General features: G+C 70.2%; 18 protein-coding genes and 1 pseudogene. 6 read left to right on the top strand and 13 right to left on the bottom strand.

Features of this window, described 5'->3' with window-relative positions; genetic code table 11:
- Positions 1 to 122: 122 nt before the first annotated feature.
- From H180DRAFT_RS21175 to bldG, 4 genes are all read right to left on the bottom strand, one after another.
- Complete coding sequence (locus H180DRAFT_RS21175) at positions 123 to 680, bottom strand: hypothetical protein (protein ID WP_055487682.1); 558 nt, start codon at positions 678 to 680, stop codon at positions 123 to 125.
- Between the two features lie 211 nt (positions 681 to 891).
- Complete coding sequence (locus H180DRAFT_RS21170) at positions 892 to 3315, bottom strand: sodium-translocating pyrophosphatase (protein ID WP_055487681.1); 2424 nt, start codon at positions 3313 to 3315, stop codon at positions 892 to 894.
- Positions 3316 to 4001: 686 nt separating this feature from the next.
- Positions 4002 to 4448 carry an ATP-binding protein gene (locus H180DRAFT_RS21165; RefSeq protein WP_055487680.1) on the bottom strand — a complete coding sequence of 149 codons (447 nt, stop codon included), beginning with the start codon at positions 4446 to 4448 and terminating at the stop codon, positions 4002 to 4004.
- 103 nt (positions 4449 to 4551) lie between these two features.
- Positions 4552 to 4893, bottom strand: coding sequence for an anti-sigma factor antagonist BldG (gene bldG / locus H180DRAFT_RS21160; protein WP_019547857.1), 342 nt, complete (start codon positions 4891 to 4893; stop codon positions 4552 to 4554).
- Positions 4894 to 5112: 219 nt separating this feature from the next.
- Between bldG and H180DRAFT_RS21155 the strand changes: the two genes are divergently transcribed.
- Complete coding sequence (locus tag H180DRAFT_RS21155) at positions 5113 to 7686, top strand: DEAD/DEAH box helicase (RefSeq protein WP_139151420.1); 2574 nt, start codon at positions 5113 to 5115, stop codon at positions 7684 to 7686.
- Positions 7687 to 7794: 108 nt separating this feature from the next.
- On the opposite strand, the pseudogene H180DRAFT_RS30565 reads toward H180DRAFT_RS21155, so the two are convergent.
- The 7 genes and pseudogenes from H180DRAFT_RS30565 to ssd all read right to left on the bottom strand — a co-directional run.
- Positions 7795 to 8106: pseudogene (locus H180DRAFT_RS30565) on the bottom strand (Rv3654c family TadE-like protein); the annotation flags it as partial.
- Positions 8093 to 8482: a TadE family type IV pilus minor pilin gene (locus H180DRAFT_RS21145; protein WP_055487679.1), complete on the bottom strand. Its 390-nt coding sequence runs from the start codon at positions 8480 to 8482 to the stop codon at positions 8093 to 8095. The gene H180DRAFT_RS21145 and the pseudogene H180DRAFT_RS30565, both read right to left, overlap by 14 nt.
- Positions 8469 to 8723, bottom strand: a complete 255-nt coding sequence (locus tag H180DRAFT_RS21140) for a DUF4244 domain-containing protein (RefSeq protein WP_079100282.1) — start codon at positions 8721 to 8723, stop codon at positions 8469 to 8471. Before H180DRAFT_RS21140 ends, H180DRAFT_RS21145 begins: the two co-directional genes overlap by 14 nt.
- Before the next feature lie 219 nt (positions 8724 to 8942).
- Positions 8943 to 9770, bottom strand: coding sequence for a type II secretion system F family protein (locus H180DRAFT_RS30560; RefSeq protein WP_074466910.1), 828 nt, complete (start codon positions 9768 to 9770; stop codon positions 8943 to 8945).
- Positions 9767 to 10648 carry a type II secretion system F family protein gene (locus tag H180DRAFT_RS21130; RefSeq protein WP_055487720.1) on the bottom strand — a complete coding sequence of 294 codons (882 nt, stop codon included), beginning with the start codon at positions 10646 to 10648 and terminating at the stop codon, positions 9767 to 9769. Before H180DRAFT_RS21130 ends, H180DRAFT_RS30560 begins: the two co-directional genes overlap by 4 nt.
- A gap of 56 nt (positions 10649 to 10704) precedes the next feature.
- The gene (locus H180DRAFT_RS21125) at positions 10705 to 12066 is read right to left on the bottom strand and encodes a TadA family conjugal transfer-associated ATPase (protein WP_074466909.1); all 1362 of its coding nucleotides are present in this window, start codon (positions 12064 to 12066) and stop codon (positions 10705 to 10707) included.
- A complete protein-coding gene (gene ssd, locus H180DRAFT_RS21120) occupies positions 12063 to 13217 on the bottom strand; it encodes a septum site-determining protein Ssd (RefSeq protein WP_079100281.1) in 1155 nt (384 codons plus the stop codon). Before ssd ends, H180DRAFT_RS21125 begins: the two co-directional genes overlap by 4 nt.
- 452 nt (positions 13218 to 13669) lie before the next feature.
- Between ssd and H180DRAFT_RS21115 the strand changes: the two genes are divergently transcribed.
- Positions 13670 to 14512: an HAD family hydrolase gene (locus H180DRAFT_RS21115; RefSeq protein WP_055487677.1), complete on the top strand. Its 843-nt coding sequence runs from the start codon at positions 13670 to 13672 to the stop codon at positions 14510 to 14512.
- A 483-nt stretch (positions 14513 to 14995) separates the two neighbouring features.
- Here the strand turns inward: H180DRAFT_RS21115 and H180DRAFT_RS21110 are convergent, their stop codons facing one another.
- Positions 14996 to 15817 carry a Fic family protein gene (locus tag H180DRAFT_RS21110; RefSeq protein ID WP_055487676.1) on the bottom strand — a complete coding sequence of 274 codons (822 nt, stop codon included), beginning with the start codon at positions 15815 to 15817 and terminating at the stop codon, positions 14996 to 14998.
- Between the two features lie 108 nt (positions 15818 to 15925).
- Here H180DRAFT_RS21110 and H180DRAFT_RS21105 point away from each other — a divergent pair, with 108 nt between their 5' ends.
- Complete coding sequence (locus tag H180DRAFT_RS21105) at positions 15926 to 16909, top strand: ATP-binding protein (protein ID WP_055487675.1); 984 nt, start codon at positions 15926 to 15928, stop codon at positions 16907 to 16909.
- 128 nt (positions 16910 to 17037) lie between these two features.
- Here the strand turns inward: H180DRAFT_RS21105 and H180DRAFT_RS21100 are convergent, their stop codons facing one another.
- Positions 17038 to 18273, bottom strand: coding sequence for a polysaccharide deacetylase family protein (locus H180DRAFT_RS21100; RefSeq protein ID WP_254666117.1), 1236 nt, complete (start codon positions 18271 to 18273; stop codon positions 17038 to 17040).
- 365 nt (positions 18274 to 18638) lie between these two features.
- Between H180DRAFT_RS21100 and acs the strand changes: the two genes are divergently transcribed.
- The 3 genes from acs (at position 18639) to H180DRAFT_RS21085 (ending at position 22471) form a co-directional block, all read left to right on the top strand.
- A complete protein-coding gene (gene acs, locus H180DRAFT_RS21095) occupies positions 18639 to 20603 on the top strand; it encodes an acetate--CoA ligase (RefSeq protein ID WP_055487674.1) in 1965 nt (654 codons plus the stop codon).
- 358 nt (positions 20604 to 20961) lie between these two features.
- Positions 20962 to 21447, top strand: coding sequence for a phage holin family protein (locus H180DRAFT_RS21090; RefSeq protein ID WP_055487673.1), 486 nt, complete (start codon positions 20962 to 20964; stop codon positions 21445 to 21447).
- Between the two features lie 85 nt (positions 21448 to 21532).
- Positions 21533 to 22471 (top strand): alpha/beta fold hydrolase, encoded by a 939-nt coding sequence (locus H180DRAFT_RS21085; RefSeq protein WP_055487672.1) that lies wholly within the window; start codon positions 21533 to 21535, stop codon positions 22469 to 22471.
- The last annotated feature ends 337 nt before the right edge of the window (positions 22472 to 22808 follow it).

The raw sequence follows: 22808 nt of genomic DNA, 5'->3' as shown, positions 1-22808 counted from the left end.
ACGGGTTACCCGGAAGGCCCCCGGAACGGCTGATCCCGGAACAGCGCCCGGAACGGGTGGTCCCGGGGGCCCGGAACAGGGCCCGGAACGGGTGGCCTCGGGGTGCGGAACGGCCCGCGGGATCACACGCCCGGTGCGTTCCCGGTGCGCTTGCACCCCTTCTGGTTGGCCATCGCCTTGCCGACCTCGCCGGCCTGGAGCTTGCTCAGCGCCTTGTCGCCGCTCTTGCCGAGCGTGTCGAGCTGGCTGGCGACATCCTGCAGGCCCTCGGCGAACTTCGACTGGTCCTTGGTGTCCAGGCCGTCGACCGTCTTCTGCAGCTGGCCGTACTTGGCCGAGATGTTGCGCAGTTCGTCCACCGCGTCGGCGTGCAGCTTCTCGCCGTCCTCGACGGGCGGCGGGCCGGCGTTGTCCACCGCGGAGGCGAGGGACTTGTACGCACCGGAGATCTTCTCGAAGGCGGCGGCGTCGGCCTTCTTCACATCGGCGGAGGAGTTCTTCTCCTGGGATGCCTCGTTGATGGAGTCGTTGGCCTCCTGGATCTTCTTGACCTGAGGCTGCACGCCGTCGCAGACCTTCTTGGCCCACTCGTCGGCCTGCGCGCTGTCGTCGCTGCAACCGGTCAGCGCGAGTGCGAGCGCCGCGCCCCCGGAGAGTGCGGCCGCAAGTTTCTTGTTCACCGGATCGGTCCCTTCCGTGGCTGTTCGGCCCGGAACATACACGCCCTTGAACCGGCGGCGGCGAGCCGGGGGAGAAATATGTACGGCATTGAAGCCATTTGCACCACCCTGCCGACCGGTGTGTAGTACCCCACAACACAACAGTGGGGCGGGCAGAGCGACAACGCGCTCTGCCCGCCCCTCTGTTGAAGGAATGTGACCTGTCAGGACCTCAGGAGGCCGCTACCGGGTCACTCGGCTTCGCCGTGCGTTCCGTCTCGTCACCGGCGTCATCGCTCCCGTTTCCCGTGTCACCGTCGCTCATGGCGATGCCGCGGCGCTTGGAGACGTAGACGGCACCGATGATGATTCCCGCGGAGACGAGCGCGACCAGGGTGCGCACACCCACGCTCGCCTCGCTCCCGTGGGAGTACTGGATCACGGCGGGCGCGATCAGCAGCGCCACGAGGTTCATCACCTTCAGCAGCGGGTTGATGGCCGGGCCCGCGGTGTCCTTGAACGGGTCGCCGACCGTGTCGCCGATGATGGTGGCCTCGTGGGCCTCGCTCCCCTTGCCGCCGTGGTTCCCGTCCTCGACGAGCTTCTTGGCGTTGTCCCAGGCACCGCCGGAGTTGGCCAGGAAGACCGCCATCAGCGTGCCCGCGCCGATCGCACCGGCCAGGAACGCCGCCAGGGCACCCGCTCCGAAGGTGAAGCCCACCAGGATCGGCGACAGCACAGCCAGCAGACCGGGCGTCGTCAGCTCCCGAAGAGCGTCCTTGGTGCAGATGTCGACCACACGCCCGTACTCCGGCTTCTCCGTGTAGTCCATGATTCCGGGCTTCTCGCGGAACTGCCGCCGGACCTCGTAGACCACCGCACCCGCGGAACGCGAGACCGCGTTGATCGCCAGCCCCGAGAAGAGGAAGACGACCGCCGCGCCGAGCATCAGCCCGACGAGCGTGCTGGGCTGTGCGATGTCGAGGAGCTGCAGCATCTTGCTGCTGCTCTCGCCCGCCTCGCTCAGCGCACCGACGAGCTCCGTGCGGTACGAACCGAACAGCGCAGCCGCGGCCAGCACGGCCGTGGCGATGGCGATTCCCTTGGTGATCGCCTTGGTGGTGTTGCCCACCGCGTCGAGGTCGGTGAGCACCTGGGCACCCGCCCCCTCGACGTCGCCGGACATCTCGGCGATGCCCTGCGCGTTGTCGGAGACCGGACCGAAGGTGTCCATGGCGACGATGACGCCGACCGTGGTCAGCAGACCGGTGCCGGCGAGGGCGACGGCGAAGAGCGCCAGCATCACGGTGCCGCCTCCGAGGAGGAAGGCGCCGTAGACGCTCAGACCGATCAGCAGAGCCGTGTAGACCGCCGACTCGAGGCCGATGGACATGCCCGAAAGGATGACGGTGGCCGGCCCTGTCAGCGACGTACGGCCGATGTCCCGAACGGGCTTGCGGTTGGTCTCGGTGAAGTAGCCCGTCAGCTGCTGGATCACCGCGGCGAGCACGATGCCGATGGCCACGGCCACGATCGCCAGGACCCGCGGGTCGCCGCTGTGGCCCAGGATCTCCTGCGCGTCGCCCCCGACGCCCTTCAGGTCGGCGTAGCTGGAGGGGAGATACGTGAAGGCCGCGATGGCGACCAGGACCAGGGAGATCACCGCGGAGATGAAGAAGCCGCGGTTGATGGCGGTCATGCCACTGCGGTCCTTGGTGCGCGGTGCCACCGCGAAGACCCCGATCATGGCCGTGATCACGCCGATCGCCGGAACCATCAGCGGGAACGCGAGACCGTCGTTGCCGAAGACGGCAGTGCCCAGGATGAGCGCCGCCACCAGCGTCACGGCGTACGACTCGAAGAGGTCGGCCGCCATGCCCGCGCAGTCACCGACGTTGTCGCCGACGTTGTCCGCGATGGTTGCCGCGTTGCGCGGGTCGTCCTCGGGGATGCCCTGCTCGACCTTGCCGACGAGGTCGGCGCCGACGTCAGCGGCCTTGGTGAAGATGCCGCCGCCGACACGCATGAACATCGCGATGAGCGCAGCGCCGAGGCCGAAGCCCTCCAGCACCTTGGGGGCGTCCGCGGCATAGACGAGCACGACACAGGCCGCGCCCAGCAGACCGAGACCCACCGTGAACATGCCGACGACGCCACCCGTGCGGAAGGCGATCTTCATGGCCTTGTGCGAGACCTTGGTCAGGTCCGCGGGAGGCTCCCCCTCTCCGGGGGTGGCCTCACGGGCGGCCGCGGCCACACGTACGTTGCTGCGCACCGCAAGCCACATGCCGATATAGCCGGTGGCCGCGGAGAATGCCGCTCCCACCAGGAAGAACAACGAGCGCCCTACGCGCTGGCTCATGTCATCGGCAGGCAACAGGAACAACAAGAAGAAGACGACTACGGCGAAAATGCCGAGCGTGCGCAACTGCCGGGCCAGATAGGCGTTTGCGCCTTCCTGCACGGCAGCAGCGATCTTCTTCATGCTGTCGGTGCCCTCGCTCGCGGCGAGTACTTGACGGACCAGCACGACGGCGACGCCGAGAGCTGCCAGGGCGACCAGAGCGATCACGATGACGAGACCGCGATTGCCACTGGTCAGCATGGCATCAGCGAGGTGCTGGTGGTTCTGGGATGGGCTGAGGTGCCCCGCCATTCGTCCTCCTTGACGCTTGGCGCAGGGGCGCGCGGTTCGGTGGCCGGCTCCTGCTTGCAAAGATGTGGACGGATTGTAGGGATCAGCTCCAGAACAAGACAGTGCACGTTTTCCGCGATCCGCCACCAACAGCGGAGATCAAATGGAGTTCGTGTGGCGAATTCGCTCGCACGAGTGAGCTTTACAAAAACGTTGACGATGTAAAAAATGATCGCGGCGGCAGTCCCGCAGGCCCCATTTTTCACATCAAATCAGTTCAGGGGATGTCCATTTCCCCCGGGTCGAGGACCTCGGGGGACGCCGCACAGCGCTGGGACAGATGTGACGCATGCGGCCTGTGAGGCGATCCAGGAGCGCTTGATGAAGATCCCGCAACATCTTGCTACCGCTTCGGCAGTGGACTCCCGGCAAGGGTCGAAATACCTGGTCAAAGCGTTGGGACGGCATACGGGCCGAACGGTGACAAGATCACGGACGTTTCCGCTGACTACCGCCAGGGGGTCGCCCGCCGGCCGGCGTCGCGGTCCTGCTGCGCAACTCCCCGGGACACCGGACCGGCGTGGGGCCGCCGCCGACGGTGGAACCGTGCGGTCCCCCGTCCGGACTCCAGCGCGTCGTGCCAGGTGTCGGGCCGCTGTGCGACCGGCACCCGCGAGCAGCGGGGCGACAGCCGAAGGCCGGCCCGGTCAGGGCAGCACCGGCTCCGGCGTCACCGGCCAACTCATGCGGATCAGCCCGCCGTTCCCGTCCGCGGTCACCTCGACGTCGTCGACGAGACCGCTGATCACCGCGAGGCCCATCTCGCTCTCGGCCTCCTCGTCGTCGGCCGGGCCGGTGGACGGCGGCATGGAGGCACCGGCATTGCCGTGTGCGGTGGCCGGTGTGGGGGTCTCGTCACCGACCTCGATGGAGAACTTCTTCTCCTCCTCGATGAGTGCCACGCGCACGGGGCCCTCGACCCCGTGGAGCACGTGCAGCCCGACCGCGCGCGAACAGGCCTCGCCGACCGCGAGCCGGACCTCGTCGAGCACGGCCTCGTCGACTCCCGCACGCCGCGCGACCGCGGCGGCCACCAGCCTCGCCGTACGCACATGCTCCGGCAGCGCACTGAATCGGAGTTCCACGATGGCCATGCCATCCCCCTCGAACTTGCCTTGAACACATTCCCGGGCACCGGGCTCCAAGAGCCCGGCACCTCCAACGTCGTTCCGGTATCCGGTCCGCGTCCGGCGGACGTCAGTCGGTCGCCGCGACGGCCTCGTCCACGGAACCGTGGATCGGGAACACCTTGGTCAGACCGGTGATACGGAAGATCTTGAGAATGCGCTCCTGGTTGCACACCAGGCGCAGCGAGCCTTCGTGAGCACGCACCCGCTTGAGCCCGCCGACGAGCACACCCAGCCCGGTGGAGTCCAGGAAGTCAACGCCTTCCATGTCCACGACGAGGTGGTAGCTCCCGTCGTTCACAAGCTCGACCAGCTGCTCGCGCAGCTTGGGCGCGGTGTATACGTCAATCTCGCCACCGACCTCGACGATCGTTCGATCGCCTACGGTCCGGGTCGACAGGGACAGGTCCACGGATCCTCCAGCACCTTGCTATCGAGTCGTCCACCAACTGAGACATCCCGGCCGGGAAAGGCCGGGACAGCAGGCGGATCGGCAGCCGCAGAAGCATTCAATCACTTACCGGCCTGCGTGCACGACGCCTTGCTGTCTTTGTGCGTCGCGCAGGTGACACCGTCGCAGTCCACGGCCGGCCGACCCCAGCCGGCCGGGACGAGCGTACGCTCACCTGCTGTGTCCTCCCGCAACGTCCCCGAAAGCGATCCCCGATCGGTGCTCGCACGACTCACCGCCGGGGACGGCCGGGCTGCGCGTGTCACCCATACGGAGCACTTGCCCCCACGGGTCGGCCGCCATGCCGCCTGGCCCGAGCAGATCCGGCCCGAAGTCGTGGACGCCGTACGGGAGTCGGGCATCGAGCGCCTGTGGGAGCACCAGGCGCGTGCCGCGCGGCACGCACTGCGCGGAGAGTCAGTGATCATTGCCACAGGCACCGCGTCCGGCAAGTCCCTCTCGTATCTCATGCCTGTGCTCAGCTCCCTCCTCGGCGGTGCGGACGGGGCGGACAGAGCGGACGAGGCGGACGGTTCGGACGGGGCGGACGTCGGCAGGAGCGGCGGTGCCGGCGGCGGTACGGAGCCTTCCACCGGGGGCGCGGGGCACGGGAGCACCTCGCGGAACGGTGCGCGTACCGGAGGCGGGACGGGGCCCGAGGGCGAAGCAGGGCCGCGGGATGTAACAGGGCCACGGGGCGAAGCAGAGCCCCAGGCCGGGAAACGGCGGCGGCGGAACGGCACCGGAGGCCGCGGAAGCACCGCCCTGTATCTGGCACCGACCAAGGCACTCGCCGCCGACCAGCGCCGCGCCGTCAGCGAACTTGCCGCGCCGCTCGGGACAGCCGTGCGCGCCGCCGTCTTCGACGGGGACACACCCGTCGAAGAGCGCGAGTGGGTGCGGGCCTTCGCCAACTACGTCCTCACCAACCCGGACATGCTGCACCGCGGCATGCTCCCGTCCCACGCCCGCTGGGCCTCCTTCCTGCGATCGCTGCGCTATGTCGTCATCGACGAATGCCACACCTACCGCGGGGTCTTCGGTTCCCACATCGCTCAGATCCTGCGGCGGTTGCGCCGGGTGTGCGCGCGCTACGGCTCCGACCCGGTCTTCCTCCTCGCTTCCGCGACGGCCGCCGACCCCGGCGAAGCGGCGACCCGCCTGACAGGGGTCCCCGTGACCGAGGTGACGCAAGACACCTCCCCCCGCGGCGAGTTGGTCTTCGCCCTGTGGGAGCCGCCGCTCACCGAGATGGAAGGCGAGCGCGGCGCCCCCGTCAGGCGCACCGCGACGGCCGAGTCCGCGGAACTCCTCACGGACCTGGCCGCGCAGGGCGTACGTACCGTCGCATTCGTGCGCTCACGGCGCGGAGCGGAACTCATCTCGCTCATCGCCAAGGACCGGCTCGCATCCGTGGACCGCTCGCTGAGCGACCGGGTCGCCGCGTACCGGGGCGGCTACCTCCCCGAGGAGCGCCGCGCCCTCGAACGCAGCCTGCACAGCGGCGAACTGCTCGGCCTCGCCGCCACGAACGCCCTGGAACTCGGCGTCGACGTGTCAGGCCTGGACGCGGTTCTGATCACCGGTTATCCCGGGACGCGGGCGTCCGTGTGGCAGCAGGCCGGCCGTGCGGGCCGGACGGGAGAAGGAGCCCTCGCCGTCCTGGTCGCGCGCGACGATCCCCTCGACACGTATCTCGTCCACCACCCCGATTCGCTGTTCAGAACACCCGTCGAGTCGACCGTCCTCGATCCGGACAACCCTTACGTCCTGGCTCCCCACCTCTGCGCCGCGGCCTCCGAGATCCCGCTCACCGAGGCCGACTCCGTACTGTTCGGCCCCGGCTTCAGCGGGCTTCTGAGCCAGCTCGAGGAGCGCAAGCTCCTTCGCCGCCGCGGTGGCTCCTGGTACTGGACGCTCAAGGAGCGTGCCTGCGACCTCGCCGACATCCGCGGCTCGGGCGGTACACCGGTGCAGGTCGTCGAGGACGGCACCGGCAGGCTCCTGGGCACCGTCGACGCGGGCACGGCCCACACCACCGTCCACGAAGGAGCCGTGCACCTGCATCAGGGGCGCACCTATGTGGTCCGGCAGCTGGATCTGGAGAACTCCGCGGCCCTGGTGGAGGAGGCCGCGCCTCCCTGGACGACGATGGCCAGAGACACCACTTCCGTCGCCGTGCTGGAGACGGACGAGAACGTCCCGTGGGGCGACGCCCGGTTGTGCTACGGCACCGTCGAGGTGACCAATCAGGTCGTCTCCTATCTGCGCCGCCGCATCATCACCGGCGAGGTCATGGGCGAGACCAAACTCGACCTTCCCCCGCGCACGCTTCGCACCCGGGCCGTCTGGTGGACCCTCACCGAGGACCAGTTGGAGACGGCCGGGATCGAACCCTCGGTGCTGCCGGGCGCACTGCACGCGGCCGAGCACGCCGCCATCGGTCTGCTGCCGCTCTTCGCGACGTGCGACCGCTGGGACATCGGTGGGGTGTCCATAGCGCTGCACCCCGACACCCTGCTCCCCACTGTGTTCGTCTACGACGGGCAGCCGGGCGGCGCCGGATTCGCCGAACGGGCCTTCCGCACGGCGCGCGAGTGGCTGACCGCCACACGGGACGCCATCGCCGCCTGCGAGTGCGAGGCAGGATGCCCCTCGTGCATCCAGTCGCCCAAGTGCGGCAACGGCAACGACCCCCTGGACAAGCGCGGAGCCGTCCGCCTGCTGACGGAGCTGCTGGCCTCCGCGGCCTGAGGCCGGCGGAAGTCGCACGCGAGCGCCGGAGCTTTCGGCGTCGGCGTCGGCGTCGGCGTCCCGAACGACGGCGCTTGCACCGGGCGCTGCGTCGGCGGGCCCGGCGCGGGCCCGCACCGTCGGGGCGTAGAAACCGAACCGCACCCGCGCGGATACGTCCGCGACTTCACCGGTGACCGCGCACCGCACGAGCCGTGCGTCCTGAGCGCGGGCGACCTCCTCGGCAGCGGCACAGGCCCTCGCCCGTCCTTCGAGAGCGCGGTCCGCGGCGGCCAGGGCCGACAGGTCGGCGACGCCTCCCGCACGGTGACGTGCGGAGACCGCCTGCCCGAGGCCCAGCACCACCGAGACCGCGGCGCACAGCACCACTCCGCTGAGGGCCGCCCACACTGTGGCAGAGCCCCGGTCACTCCCCTTCAAGACCGGCCACCCCCGTCCCGTCCTCGCCGGCAAGCCCGGTCGGCTCCTCGGACATCGCCACCGCCTCGGAGTCCAGGCCGAGGGTCAGCGGGCCCGGGCCGGCGGTGCGCGCGTGTACGCGGACACGCACCAACCGCCCCTCTCGCGCCGTCTTCACCACGGCTCCGTGGGGTGCTGCGGACAACGCCGCCGACCGCACCGCAGCCTCCTCCTCTCCCCGAGCGGCCGCCCGCGCTCCCGCTCTCGCGCCGTCGACGCACTGGATGTGTGCCGCCGCGGCCATGACGCCCCACAGGAGCATCCCGAAGAGAAGCACGAGGGCGGGAATGACAACCGCGGTCTCGGCCGTCACATAGCCGTCCTCAGAAGCGGGCATCAAGAGCCCTCTCGACCGCTTGCTGAAGCTCGCCGCTGACCGAGCCGCTCGTCACGACCTTGTAGAGCACAGCGGCAAAGCCGCACGCGGCGATGGTCCCCACCGCGTACTCCGCCGTGCTCATGCCCGCGTCCGACGTCAGTCGTCCTCCGGCTTCCCGCACCCTGCAACGGACGGTGGCGGCCAGCCGTACGGTCCTCAGGCGTACGGCACATGCGGCGTCACGGAATTTCCCGGACATGGTTCCCCCTGCTGTCGTTCTTGAGCTACTGGTGTTCGGCGTGCGTGTTCCGCGGTGTTCGTGTTCCGCGGTGTTCGTGTTCTGCAGAGTTCGTGTTCTCCCGGTTCTCCCGGCTGTCTCGTTTCGCCGGCGCTCCCGTTGCGCTGCCTTTGCCGAGGCGACCGATCCCCTTCGATCGCCTGTCTGCCGCGGCTCTCGCCCCCCTGCGAGGCACCGCATTCACAGCAGCGACCCCGCGAGTCCCATCACGACGGGTGCGACTCCGACCGCGAGAAAGGCGGGGAGGAAGCACAGCCCCAGCGGGCCGGTCACGAGAACCGCGGCCCTCCGCGCCCGGGCCGAGGCATGGCGTGCCCGACGGGCACGGAGCTCCCCCGTCAGCCGTGTCACCTGGGCCACGGCGGGTGCTCCTGCCGTACCGGCGCGTTCCATGCTGCGGACGAAGCCCTCGCTGCCCGGCAGGGACGCGAAGTGCGCCCACGCCGCTGCGGGTTCCGCTCCGAGCCGCAGTTCCGTGGCGGTACGGATCAGGCGTATGCCCAGGGGCCCGCCCAGCGAGCGACCGACCGCGTCGGCGGCCTGGGCCGGGCCCGAACCGGCTGCCAGGCAGGCCGCCATCAACTCCGCGGCCAGCGGCAGCTGTTCGGCTGCGGCGCTTGCTTCTGTCGTCTCGTCCGCCGACGCTCCCGTTGCCTCCTGACGACGCATCCACCACCTCACGCCGTACGCCCCAGCTCCCGCGACGACCCATCCGGTGACTCCGCCGATCACGACCACGGCAAGGGCGGTGACGCCCAGCGCCACCCCGGCCTCCCGCAGTCCGCGGCGGCTGCCCGTACGGGCCCGCCGGCCAACGAGCCCGCCAAGCAGGCGCCGTCCCCTGCCGGTCGGCTCGACGCCGGTTGCCGGCAGCAGTTCCCGCGTCCGGCGCCGCACTGTGCGGTCCCGCCACATCTCCCGCGCGGAACCCGCCGTGCACGTTCCGCTTACCAGCAGCACCAGCCACATCAGCGCCTCCGTGGGGATGCCGTGGTACGCCGCGTTCATGCCCCCTCCTCTCCGCGCCGCACCCCGCCCGACCGCTCCGCGGTCCGTACGAGCCGGGCGACCCAGGCGATGCCCGCCCACTCCAGAAGCCCGCCGACGGCGAGACAGAGCAGCCCGGCCGTGCTGTGCAGCAGAACCCGCACGGGAGCCGCACCCATGGCTGTGCCCAGCAGCAGCCCGAAGACCGGAAGCAGCGCGAGCACGACGGCCGTCGAACGAGGTCCCGCCAGCAAGGCCCGCAGCTCCTCGCACTGTTCACGTTCGGCCCGCAGCGCGTCGCCGACCTTGTCGAGGCCGGTGGCCAGGCCCGCCCCGCCCTCGACGGCGACCTGCCAGCAGGCCGCGACGCCTCGTAGCCCTTCCGCACCGGGAGTTCGGGCCGCTTCCCGCAAGGCCCCAGGGACATCGCCGCCGAACCGGGCTGCCGCCAGCACCGCCGCACCGGCGTCCCCCAGCTCCCTCAGCGCGATGCCGCCCACGGAGAGCAGGGCCCGGTCGGGCTGGCGGCCCGCCCGCAACTCGCCCGAGACCGCCGCGCAGAGCTCGATCACGGCTGCGGCCCTGTGGTCGTTCGCCTTGCCGCGCTGCCGCTTGACGAGCAGTCTCCGTACGACGGGCACCGCAGCGGCTCCGGCCACAACCGGAAGCCAGGACTCACCCAGCAGGCCGAGCAGCGTCCCGCTCAGCACGCACCACCACGCCTGACCGGACGGAGTCCCGAGCCGGGCACGTAAGAACTCGGCGAGGTCGCCCGGGCGCGAAGGCCGACGCGGGCTGGGCTCCGCCGCGCGGCCCGCTCCCGCCAGCATCAGCCGTGCCCGCCGTGTTCCGTCGTCCCGCCCGGCCATCAGCCAGGCCGCCGCCCCCGCACAGACCATCGCTGCATACACCGGGGCCGACTCGACGGCCGTCGCTGCCTGCACCACAACCCCCGTCACAGTGCCGCCTCCTCGTGAGCCGTGCACGGAAACGCGGAACCGACCGTGGAAGGGAGGCCACTCCCGTGCGCTCTCCCCGCTTGCACACCCCCCGGACGTCTCATGCCCCGCTCGCACATCTCCCGCAACCGGCCGGCGCCACGCTCCTCCAGGAACCCGTACTCGCCCCACACCAGGGCCGGGACCGTCGAGACGAGCCCTTCCGCGTCGCGCGACAGCACATGGATCTCCGCGATGCGCCGGTTGCCCGACGAGTCGCGCACCAGATGCACCAGTACGTCGAGCGCCGCAGCAAGCTGACTGTGCAAAGCGGTCCTGTCCAGCCCGGCAGTCGTGCCCAGCGCCTCCAGCCGGGCCGGCACATCACCGGCGGCGTTGGCGTGCACCGTCCCGCACCCGCCTTCGTGACCCGTGTTCAACGCGGCCAGCAGATCGGTCACTTCGGCTCCGCGCACCTCACCGACCACCAGCCTGTCCGGCCGCATGCGCAGGGCCTGCCGCACCAGATCGTCCAGCGCCACCCGCCCCGCGCCCTCCTGGTTCGCCGGACGCGCCTCCAGACGTACGACGTGGGGATGGTCGGGGCGGAGCTCCGCCGAGTCCTCGGCGAGCACGATCCGCTCCTCAGGGCCCACAAGCCCCAGCAGCGAACTCAGCAGGGTGGTCTTGCCCGAGCCTGTGCCACCGCTGATCAGAAATGAGAGCCTCGCCTCCAGCACGGCACGCAGGACGCTCTCCCCGCCCGGTGGGACCGTGCCCGCGCCCACCAACTCATCGAGGCTGAACGCCTTGTGGCGCACCACCCTGAGCGAGAGGCACGTCGACCCCACGGCCACCGGTGGAAGCACCGCGTGCAGCCGCGTGCCGTCCGGAAGCCGGGCGTCCACCCACGGCCTCGCGTCGTCCAGCCGGCGGCCGGCGGATGTGGCGAGCCGTTGGGCGAGCCGCCGCACGGACGCCGCGTCGGGAAAGCGGACATCGGTGCGTTCCAGGCCCCTGCCCCTGTCGACCCATACCTCGTCGGGACGGGTGACGAGTACATCCGTGACGTCCGGCTCCGTCAGCAACGGCTCCAGCGGGCCCGTTCCCACCATCTCCGAGCGAAGGGCCTCCACGACTCCCAGCACCGCGCTGTCCCCCAGCAGCCGTCCGTGCGCGCGCAGCGCCGCGGCAACCCGCGCGGGCGTGGGCTCGGCTCCCGTCTCGGCAAGCCGCCTGCGCACCACGTCGAGCAGTGCCGGTTCCCCGGCCCGGGACGTGACCGCCCCGGACGCGGCGCCCGCACCGGGCCCGCCCTCACGGGCCGGGGCACCGGAACGCCGCGCACCCGCCCGCGCCGGCCCCCGCCTCGCGCTCATACGGCGACTCCCCCGCCGCTGACTCCGCCGCTCAGTGCCTGCGCCCAGAACTCCCTGCAGAAGCGGGCGAGCACGCCGCCCGTGCGCGCCCCGGGCGGCACGCCCCGCTCCGCGGCCTCCAACAGCCCCGGCTCCCACGGCAGTTCACCCGCGAGCGGGAGGCGCAGTAGCCTGGCGACCTCGCTCTCGTCGAGCCCCGGCCCGTAGCCGCGCGGACCGCCGGGGCCGCCGGGCGTGCGCACCACGGCCCGGAGGTCACGCAGGACCATCTGCGTGCGCGAAGCGACGCGATGGGCCGCTGCCACGGCACGCAACTCCGCCGGGACCAGGAGCAGTCCGAGATCTGTTTGCGCGAGGGCCTCCGCCACCGTCTCGTCCACACGCCGGGGCAGGTCGACGACGACCACGCCGCCGCGCCGCCGCGCGGCGGAGAGCACGGACTTCATCGCGTCCGCGGGGATCAGCACGGAGTCCCCCCGGTCCCAGCTGAGCACGCTCAAGTCGTGCAGCCTCGGCAGCGATTCCTCGAGCGCACCGCCGCCGACCCGCCCCCGGGACTCCGCGAACGCCGGCCATCGAAGCCCCTCCGTCCGTTCCCCGCCGAGCAGCACGTCGAGACCGCCGCCGAGGGCGTCGCCGTCGACGAGCATGGTGCGCTCTCCCTGCCGCGCGGCCGTCACCGCCAGGGCGCAGGCGAGCGTCGATGCGCCGGCTCCTCCACGGCCGCCCAGGACCCCGACGGTCAGGGCGGACCGGCCCACGCACTCCGACGCGTCCGCGATACGGCCCGCCAGCCAGCTCTCGGCGTCGGGCAGCATGACCACACCCTCGGCTCCGATGCGGGCTCCGCGCTCCCACACGCCCGGGTCGTCCATGTCCTTGCCGACGAGGAGCACTCCCGGCCTGCGCAGGATTCCGGAAGGCTCTCCCCCGGGTGCCGCTCCGAGCCCCTGAGCGCCCGCGCAGTCGTCTCCGACGAGCACCAGCGGGGCCTGCTCCCAAGCCTTCGCACCACCCCACTCCGCCCACGCCAGCCGGTTGTGCGGAGCTCCGTGCACAACTTCCGCTTCTGCCCCGGCAGCTGCACACAGCCTCAGGAGATCGTCAAGGAGTTCTTCGTCCTCAGTGACAATCAGAATGGTTTCGGCCACGTTCCGGACCCCCTTCGCAGTTCGCTGCCTCACTCCCGCAAACACCTGCGGGCCCTGTCGGGAATCACTGTGCGGCGAACGCGAAAAGCTTGGTGATCATGGTCCAAAACTGTGGAGATGCCGGTAGTTGTGAATAACTCAGTCACCCATCCTGGCGACTCCCACAGAGCACCTCGATGGTTACACTCAGTTACGAGACGACGGGGCCGACGCTCGGGTCGGCAAAGATCGCCGAGAGAGGGGAGAACGGGCCGTGAAAGCCGAAAAGGGCCTTGGACATGCGACGACCCCCGCCGGGGGGGAGAGCGGGGGTCGTCCCCAGGGCCGACTCGGGGGGGGAGGAGTCGGGCCGGGTTAGCACGGTCGCGAACGATCCGTGACTTCCATGGTGTACCCGAGGGCCTTCTCAGGCAAACCCACGCGCCCCACCTTACGCCGAATGGTTGGCGCCTATGCTCGGCTTCGTGGAAAACCTAGCGATGCGCCGCACAGCCGCGTTCTTCGATCTGGACAAGACGGTCATTGCGAAGTCGAGCACGCTCGCCTTCGGCAGATCCTTCTACCAGGGTGGCCTGATCAATCGCCGTGCCGTACTCCGCACCGCATATGCCCAGTTCGTATATCTCCTCGGCGGCGCCGACCACGACCAGATGGAGCGGATGCGGGAGTATCTCTCCGCGCTGTGCCGTGGCTGGAACGTCGAGCAGGTGAAGGAGATCGTCGCCGAGACGATCCACGACCTCATCGACCCGATCATCTACGACGAGGCGGCCTCCCTCATCGAGGAGCATCACCTCGCGGGCCGGGACGTCGTCATCGTCTCCACCTCGGGCGCCGAAGTCGTCGAGCCCATCGGGGAATTGATCGGCGCGGACCGCGTGGTGGCCACGCGGATGGTCGTCGAGGACGGCTGCTACTCGGGCGAGATCGAGTACTACGCCTACGGCCCTGCCAAGGCAGAGGCCATCGCGTCGCTCGCGGAGTCCGAGGGATACGACCTGAGCCGGTGCTACGCGTACAGCGACTCGATCACCGACATCCCCATGCTGGAATCCGTCGGCAATCCGTACGCGGTCAACCCCGACCGGGCCCTGCGCAAGGAAGCGACCGGACGGGACTGGCCGGTCCTGACCTTCTCCCGCCCCGTCCGCCTCAAGGAGCGCGTCCCGAGCCTTGCCATGCCGTCGCGCCCGGCGATGGCCATCGCCGCCGCGGCGCTGGGAGCGGCAGCGGCCACCGCCGGGCTGGTCTGGTACACGAACCAGCGCAGGAGCGCCCGGTTCGAGCGGCTTTGAGGCAAAGGTAAAGTTCGAAAGCCAGGGGTTCCACATAGCCGTGGCGCGCAGTACAAAGGAATTGACGGCCCGCGAGACCAGCGGCGACGAGAGTTGCCGGTACGCACAAGGCCCCACGGACCGCCTTGCACGAATACAGGGCACCCACGCGACGCTGAGCCCACGTACAGGGCTAGCCGGCCAGGAAACGGGCGAAGTACCCGGCCTGACCGGCACTACGAGAGCACGCACTGGTAACCCGGTATCCGTGCCAGCGGCGGCACCGCCACGGCGGTGCCGCCGCAACTCTGCGGCTTCGGTCACGGTGCCGCGCTCGCGGCACCCGGGCGCGGATCACGAACTCCGCCCCCCGCGTTCGCACTTACGCACCGCCCTCACCCGCCCGTCCGGTCCCGCCCCGCACCGCCCCGCCGGCGGGTTCCCGCAAGAGGAGCGCACGCGGACCGGCGACCTCGGGACCAGCAGGGCGAGCAGCCGTCGGGACTACGCGGCGCCCCGCTGCAGCGCCTCGCACACGGCCGTGGTCTCGCGCGCGCCGAGTTCGAGCGCCTGCCCGCAGTGCCCGATCCATTCGGCCATGCCCTCGGGCGTCCCGGAGGCGTAACCGGCCAGCGCGCCCTCGTACGCCTCGCGGCCCAGCTCGGCCTGGCCGACCTCGGCGGGGCAGATCGACTTGGGGTCCAGGCCGCTCCCGACCAGGACGATGCGCTCGGCCGCGCGCGCCACGAGACCGTTGCATGAGACGAAGGGGCGCAGCGTCGCCAGTTCCCCGTGCACGACCGCCGCGACCACCAGCGCCGGTGCCTCACTGCCGTCCACCACGATCCGGGCGAGCGCGTCCAGGCGCGCAGCCACCTCTTCCGCGGCCGGCGGTTCCTTCCCGGGCGGGGGGCCGCTCACCGGCTCGCCCGCGAGCCGCGGCCTGCCGACCGCGGCGTCGTCCCCGGTGCCTCCCGCGGCGACGAGATGCAGCCGGGCCAGCACCCGCAGGGGCGACTGCCGCCATACGTCGAGGAGTTGCCCCGACTCGGCGGTCGTGCGGAGGGCGGCGCCGACGGTGCGGGGTTCGCCCTCGCCGCCGAAGTCGGTGCGCCGGCGCAGTTCTTCCAGTTCCCAGTCGGCACCCTCGAGCGCGGCGGAGGCGCGTGCCCCGCGCAGCGCCGCCTCCGCGCTCACCTCACCGCTGCGGCGGCGCATCACGCGGTGCCCGTAGATCCTGTCCACGGACTTCCGCACGGACTCGACGGCGTCCGGGACGCCGGGCAGCGCCCCCAGCGGCGCCAGGGGATCAGCGGAGCTACTCATGCGTATGACCCTACGCGCAGGCCGCGCCGCAACTCGCGTCGCACGAACGAGTGATCCCTCTCAGCTCGTCCCGGCGGCCTCGGGGTCGCCCCCTTTACGCTCTCGTACATGAAAATCGCTTTCGTCGGCAAGGGCGGCAGTGGCAAGACGACGCTGTCCTCACTGTTCATCCGTCAGCTGGCCGCCTCGCACGTTCCGGTGGTCGCTGTGGACGCGGACATCAACCAGCACCTCGGCGCCGCACTGGGGATGGACGAGTCCGATGCGGCCGCGCTCCCCTCCATGGGCGCGCAGCTCCCCCTCATCAAGGACTGGCTGCGCGGCTCCAATCCGCGCATCGCATCGTCCGAGACGATGATCAAAACGACGCCGCCGGGCCGGGGTTCACGTCTGCTGCGGATCACGGAGGACAGTCCGGTCCACGAGGCGTGCGCACGCACCGTCGCCCTCGAGGGCAACGAGGTGCGGCTGCTGGCCACCGGGCCGTTCACCGAGGCCGATCTGGGTGTCGCCTGCTACCACTCCAAGACGGGTGCGGTCGAGCTCTTCCTCAACCATCTCGTGGACGGGCGGGACGAGTTCGTGGTCGTCGACATGACGGCGGGCAGCGACTCCTTCGCGTCGGGCATGTTCACGCGATTCGACATGACCTTCCTCGTCGCGGAGCCCACCCGGAAGGGCGTCTCCGTCTACCGCCAGTACAAGGAGTACGCGCAGGACTTCGGCATCCAGCTGTGCGTCGTGGGCAACAAGGTGCACGGCCAGGACGATCTGGACTTCCTGCGCGAGCAGGCCGGCGACGACCTGCTGGTCTGCTTCGGGCACTCGGACTGGGTGCGTGCGATGGAGAAGGGCCGGCCGCTTCCGCTCGCGGAGCTGGAGCCGGCCAACCGCCGGGCCCTGGAAACGCTGCGGGAGGCGGCGGACGGCGCATACGACAAGCGCGACAGCGAGCGCTACATGCGGCAGATGATCCACTTCCATCTGCGCAACGCCGAGAGCTGGGGCAATGCGAAGACGGGCGTGGACCTGGCCGCCCAGGTCGACCCGGGCTTCGTGCCCGGCGAGCAGCCGGTGCCGCAGACCGCCTGAGCCGCGTCCTGTCCGGCCGGAGGGAACCCGGTCGGGAGCCGCCCCCGACGCACAGGCCGTGGGCGGAGGTTGAGGACCCTCCGCCCACGGCCGTGCCCGCCGGACGGGCGCCGGAGGCGTGCACCCCGTCAGTCGGAGAGCAGCCTCTTGCTCTTCGTGCGCTTGGTGAGGAAGGACTCCCAGCCGTCCTCGGGACGCTCGCCGACACCCAGTGTGCGCATCTTGGCCAGCACCTTCGGGTCCTGCTTGTCGAGCCAGTTGACGAGCTGTCTGAACGAGACGCAGCGCACGTCGCGCTTGAGGCAGACCGACTTCATGACGTCCTCGACAGCATCCATGTAGACGCCGCCGTTCCAGTTCTCGAAGTGGTTGCCGATGATCATCGGCGCGCGGTTGCCCTTGTAGGCGCGTTCGAAGCCCTTCATGAGGCCGTCACGCATCTGACGGCCGTAGGCCGCATGCTTGGCGGAGGGGCCCTGCACGGTTCCAGACTGGTTCGCCAGGAAGTTGTAGTCCATGGAGAGAGTCTCGAACTTGCGCCCCGGCATGGGGACTTCCTGCAGCGGCAGGTCCCACAGGCCGCTCTTCTTCCCGGGCCAGACCTGGGTTCCGTTGCCGCTGGAGTCGTAGCGGAACCCCATCTTCTTGGCTGCCCGCAGGAGGTTCTCCTGGCCCTGGAGGCAGGGGGTGCGTCCACCTATGAGTTCCCTGTCGTAGTCGAAGGGAAGGGGATCCTCGCGCTTGAAGCCCGTGGTCGTCTTCCAGTTCTTCACGAACCACTTGGCCTGGCGTATCTCGCTCTTCCACTGGTCCTCGGACCAGGTGCCGACACCCTTGGAGCCGCAGAAGTGGCCGTTGAAGTGGGTGCCTATCTCGTTGCCCTGGAGCCACGCCTTGCGCACCTCGCGAATGGTGGCCCGTATGTTCTCGTCCTTCAGGTAGCCGATGTCGGAGGCGCCGACATCGTGGCCCGGGGGCGAGTAGCGGCGGGCCTTGGCCTCCGGCAGGGCGTATATGCCGCTGAGGAAGAACGACTGGGAGGCGCCGTAGCGCTTCCCCGCCTTGCGGAACCGGGAGAAGAGCTTCTTGCCGTCCTCGCCTGCTCCGTCCCAGGAGAAGACCACGAACTGCGGCGGCTTCTTGCCCTTGCGGAGCTTCCTGGGGACCGGCTGGTTGGGCTGCCGGCCGGTTATGGAGGTCGAACCGTCCCCGATGACGCGGGCCTGCTGCTCGGGCTTCTCCTCGGGCGCCGAGTGGCCCTGGCCTTCCGGGCCACGTGTGGTGTCGCCGGCGCAGCCGCTCATCACCGTGGTGAGCGCCATGCCCGCCGATATGCCCACGAGCCACCGTCGCGTGGCTGTCATCGGATCACCTCACCCTTGTCGATGTCACTGCGTAGCGGATCGACTCCGGTACGTGATTCAAAGCTCGCATTGCTGACAGAACGGGCAAGTCGGGTGGGGCCGTGGGGTGATTTCTTCACCCCGCGGGCGCATAGTGAGTGGCACTCCCCGGAGCGGCGGCACCGACCCTCCACGTGCACCGCCGCGGCCGCCGGCACGGGCCCGGGCGGGGGGCGAGCGCGTCCATGACAGGTCTAAACCAATTTTGTCACCAGCCCTTGTCACAAGGGCTCAACGGCTGATGAGCTAGGCCCGGAGTCCAAGGTCCGGGCAGCATCGGGATCTTGGACCGGGACACAACAGACACCCTGGGAAAGGGAGATGTCGTGAGCAACGAAAGCCTGGCCAATCTGCTCAAGGAAGAGCGGAGGTTCCCGCCGCCCGCCGATCTGGCTGCACAGGCCAACGTCACCGCCGCGGCGTACGAGCAGGCGAGGGCTGACCGGCTGGGCTTCTGGGCCGAGCAGGCACGCCGCCTGAGCTGGGGCACGGAACCGACCGAGACCCTCGACTGGTCCAACCCGCCGTTCGCCAAGTGGTTCAAGGACGGCAAGCTCAACGTCGCCTACAACTGCGTGGACCGGCACGTCGAAGCGGGCAACGGCGACCGGGTCGCCCTGCATTTCGAGGGCGAGCCGGGCGACTCCCGCAGCGTCACCTACGCCGAACTCCAGCGCGAGGTCTCCAAGGCCGCGAACGCGCTGACGGAACTGGGCGTGCAGGCCGGCGACCGCGTCGCCGTCTATCTGCCGATGATCCCGGAGACCGTCGTCGCAATGCTGGCGTGCGCCCGCATCGGCGCCCCGCACTCGGTGGTCTTCGGCGGCTTCTCCGCCGACGCTCTGGCCACCCGGATCGAGGACGCCGACGCCCGCGTCGTCATCACCGCGGACGGCGGCTACCGCAAGGGCGGCGCCAGCGCGCTCAAGCCCGCCGTCGACGAGGCGCTCACCCGGCCGGGCACCGAGAAGGTCCGAAACGTCCTGGTCGTCAGGCGGACCGGGCAGGACGACATCGAATGGAACGACGGGCGCGACGTGTGGTGGCACGACGTCGTCGACCGCCAGAGCGACCAGCACACCCCGGAGAACTTCGACGCCGAGCACCCGCTCTTCATCCTCTACACCTCCGGCACCACCGGTAAGCCGAAGGGCATCCTGCACACCACCGGCGGCTACCTGACGCAGGTCGCCTACACCCACCACGCCGTCTTCGACCTCAAGCCGGAGAGCGACGTGTACTGGTGCACGGCGGACGTCGGCTGGGTCACCGGCCACTCCTACATCGTGTACGGGCCGCTCGCGAACGGTGCCACCGAGGTGCTCTACGAGGGCACCCCGGACACCCCGCACAAGGGCCGCTGGTGGGAGATCGTGCAGAAGTACGGCGTCTCCCTCCTCTACACCGCCCCCACCGCGATCCGCGCCTGCATGAAGTGGGGCGACGACATCCCGGCCAAGTACGACCTGTCCTCGCTGCGGATCCTCGGCTCCGTCGGCGAACCGATCAACCCGGAGGCGTGGGTCTGGTACCGCCACCACATCGGCGGCGACCGCACCCCCATCGTCGACACCTGGTGGCAGACCGAGACCGGCGGCGTCATGGTCAGCCCGCTGCCCGGCGTCACCGAGACCAAGCCGGGTTCGGCGCAGCAGCCGCTGCCCGGCATCTCGGCGACCGTCGTCGACGACGAGGCCAACGAGGTGCCCGACGGAGGCGGCGGATACATGGTGCTCACGGAGCCCTGGCCGTCGATGCTGCGCACGATCTGGGGCGACGACCAGCGCTTCCTCGACACCTACTGGTCGCGCTTCCAGAACATGTACTTCGCGGGCGACGGCGCGAAGAAGGACGACGACGGAGACATCTGGCTGCTCGGCCGCGTCGACGACGTCATGCTCGTCTCCGGGCACAACATCTCTACGACCGAGGTCGAGTCGTCGCTCGTCTCGCACCCGAAGGTCGCCGAGGCGGCCGTCGTCGGTGCGACCGACCCGCAGACGACCCAGGCCATCTGCGCCTTCGTCATCCTTCGCGGCTCGGCCGCGGAGGACGAGGGCCTGGTGGAGGAGCTGCGCGCGCACGTGGCCAAGCAACTCGGCCCGATCGCCAAGCCGAAGAAGATCCTTCCGGTCGCGGAGCTGCCCAAGACCCGCTCCGGCAAGATCATGCGGAGGCTGCTGCGGGACGTCGCGGAGAACCGTGACCTCGGAGACGTCAGCACGCTGACGGACTCCTCCGTCATGGAGCTCATCCAGGACAAGCTGCCGAACGCGAAGAGCGAGGACTGACCGGCCTACGGCGGCAGCGAGGACGCTCCTGAGGTGTCCGGTCGTCGAGGAGGGGCATCCGGCACCGCCGGGTGCCCCTCCCGCGTTCCACCGGTGTGCTCCCGCGAGGCTCGTCTTCTCCCGGGACCGGGACTCTTCTCCCGGGAGGCGTCTCTTCTCCGAGGTTCGCGCTCCGGACCGCCGCCGGCCGTACGCTTCGTCAACACCGGGACGACCGACGGCGCTTGTCGCAGTGGCCTCCTGGGCACACGTGCCGCACGATGGTCCGGCATGATCGGACGGACGGGGCGGGGACGTTCACAGGCCCGCGAGGCCGGGTCCCGGCCGTGACCGACGCACAGACGGAGAGGGAGACACGATGAGTTCTGCCGACGACGGCCGCAGTCTCGGCCAGTTGGTCGCCGCGGCCACCACCGAGCTGTCCGAACTCGTCCACGACGAGATCGCGCTGGCCAAGGCCGAGATCAGGCAGGACGTGAAGCGGGGCATCGTGGGCGGGGGCGCCGCGACGGTCGCCGGCGTGCTGGTGCTCTTCTCGTTGCCGGTGCTGAGCTTCGCCGCGGCCTACGGCATCCACAACCTGGGCCTCGGGCTGGCCTGGTCGTTCCTGATCGTGGGGGGCGCGTACATCTTCCTCGCGCTGATCCTTCTGTTGCTGGCGATGCGGAAGTTCAAGCGGATCAAGCCCCCGGAGAAGTCGATCGCCTCCGCGAAGGAGACGGCAACGGTGCTCTCGCGCGCCAAGCCCCATCCGCGCACGCACAGGAGCGCCGCCGGGCAGACCGCTCTCGAACAGAACGGCCCAGGCCCGCAGAAGCAGCCGGAGCGCACCCCCGCCGTGTGAGGTCCCACCGGACGGCCTCGGGGACGCCGCCCTCGCCGGACGAGCGCGGCGTGGAAGCCGCCCGAAGTGTGACAGGCTCATCCGCATGACCCATCCAGCAGGCCCAGCGAATCTGATCCGTCCCGAAGGCCCCTGGACACACCGGGACGTGGCGGCGAACGGCGCCCGCTTCCACATCGCTGAGATGGGTGACGGTCCTCTCGTGCTGCTGCTGCACGGCTTCCCGCAGTACTGGTGGACGTGGCGGCACCAGCTGACGGCCCTGGCCGAGGCGGGATTCCGCGCCGTGGCGATGGATCTGCGCGGCGTGGGCGGCAGCGACCGCACGCCCCGCGGTTACGACCCGGCCAATCTCGCGCTCGACGTCACCGGCGTCATCCGCTCGCTCGGCGAGCCCGATGCGGCGCTCGTGGGGCACGACTTGGGCGGCTATCTCGCTTGGACCGCCGCCGTGATGCGGCCCAAGCTCATACGGCGTCTCGCTGTCTCCGCGATGCCGCACCCGCGGCGCTGGCGGGCGGCGATGCTCAAGGACATGCGGCAGACCAAGGCGGGCTCCTACGTGTGGGGTTTTCAGCGGCCGTTCGTCCCGGAGCGTCAACTGACCGCCAATGGCGGCGAGTTGGTCGGCAAACTGGTACGTGGGTGGGCCGGGCCCCGGTTCCTCGAACAGCCCGACGCGCACCAGGCCGTCGCACGGTACGAGCAGGCCATGTGCGTGCCGTCCACGGCGCACTGCTCGGTCGAGCCCTACCGCTGGCTGGTGCGGTCGATGGCGCGGCCGGACGGCATCCAGTTCAACCGCCGCATGAAGCGGCCGGTGCGGGTGCCGACGATGCAGATGCAAGGAGCGCTGGACCCCGTGCTGCGCACTCGCAGTTCAGCAGGGTCGGGACAGTACGTCGAAGCGCCGTACCGCTGGCGGCTGTTCGACGGGGTCGGCCACTGGCCGCACGAGGAGGACCCCGCGGCCTTCTCCTCGGAACTCATCGGCTGGCTCAAGGACCCGGAGCCCGACCGCTGAGCCCGACGGCTGAGGCCGACGGCCGACTTCGACCGCCGGCCCGCTCGCCGGGCTCGACCGCTCCGGCCGCCGGGCGCGACCCACGAGCCCGGCCGCCGGCCCGGCCGCCGCGCGCGTGACCGGGTGCATCGCGCGCCGACGTCGTCAACACGGGCAACACGTGCCGGATGCATAGGCGCTTGATGGACCGTCAGACGATTACGGACCACGGTTCGGGGCAGATTCCGCAGTATGGGCTGGATGCACGACTACCGTGACCAGACAGGTGGCCGCAGCGGGCGGAGGGGGCTGATCCCCGGGCAGCGCATGTGGCGCTTACGATCCGACAGACTCGGCG

Source organism: Streptomyces sp. WMMB 322, assembly GCF_900090145.1.
Taxonomy (GTDB): Bacteria; Actinomycetota; Actinomycetes; order Streptomycetales; family Streptomycetaceae; genus Streptomyces.
The sequence above is the reverse complement of the archived record's forward strand: the minus strand, read 5'-3'. Positions and strand labels throughout refer to the sequence as shown.

Bases quoted from the DNA above. Each gene is read 5' to 3' on its own strand.
- H180DRAFT_RS21170 (WP_055487681.1), bottom strand. From the start codon at position 3,315: ATGGCGGGGCACCTCAGCCCATCCCAGAACCACCAGCACCTCGCTGAT.
- H180DRAFT_RS21165 (WP_055487680.1), bottom strand. From the start codon at position 4,448: ATGGCCATCGTGGAACTCCGATTCAGTGCGCTGCCGGAGCATGTGCGT.
- H180DRAFT_RS21145 (WP_055487679.1), bottom strand. From the start codon at position 8,482: ATGCCCGCTTCTGAGGACGGCTATGTGACGGCCGAGACCGCGGTTGTC.
- H180DRAFT_RS21140 (WP_079100282.1), bottom strand. From the start codon at position 8,723: ATGTCCGGGAAATTCCGTGACGCCGCATGTGCCGTACGCCTGAGGACC.
- H180DRAFT_RS30560 (WP_074466910.1), bottom strand. From the start codon at position 9,770: ATGAACGCGGCGTACCACGGCATCCCCACGGAGGCGCTGATGTGGCTG.
- H180DRAFT_RS21130 (WP_055487720.1), bottom strand. From the start codon at position 10,648: ATGGTCTGTGCGGGGGCGGCGGCCTGGCTGATGGCCGGGCGGGACGAC.
- H180DRAFT_RS21125 (WP_074466909.1), bottom strand. From the start codon at position 12,066: ATGAGCGCGAGGCGGGGGCCGGCGCGGGCGGGTGCGCGGCGTTCCGGT.
- H180DRAFT_RS21115 (WP_055487677.1), top strand. From the start codon at position 13,670: ATGCTCGGCTTCGTGGAAAACCTAGCGATGCGCCGCACAGCCGCGTTC.
- H180DRAFT_RS21110 (WP_055487676.1), bottom strand. From the start codon at position 15,817: ATGAGTAGCTCCGCTGATCCCCTGGCGCCGCTGGGGGCGCTGCCCGGC.
- H180DRAFT_RS21105 (WP_055487675.1), top strand. From the start codon at position 15,926: ATGAAAATCGCTTTCGTCGGCAAGGGCGGCAGTGGCAAGACGACGCTG.
- H180DRAFT_RS21100 (WP_254666117.1), bottom strand. From the start codon at position 18,273: ATGACAGCCACGCGACGGTGGCTCGTGGGCATATCGGCGGGCATGGCG.
- H180DRAFT_RS21090 (WP_055487673.1), top strand. From the start codon at position 20,962: ATGAGTTCTGCCGACGACGGCCGCAGTCTCGGCCAGTTGGTCGCCGCG.
- H180DRAFT_RS21085 (WP_055487672.1), top strand. From the start codon at position 21,533: ATGACCCATCCAGCAGGCCCAGCGAATCTGATCCGTCCCGAAGGCCCC.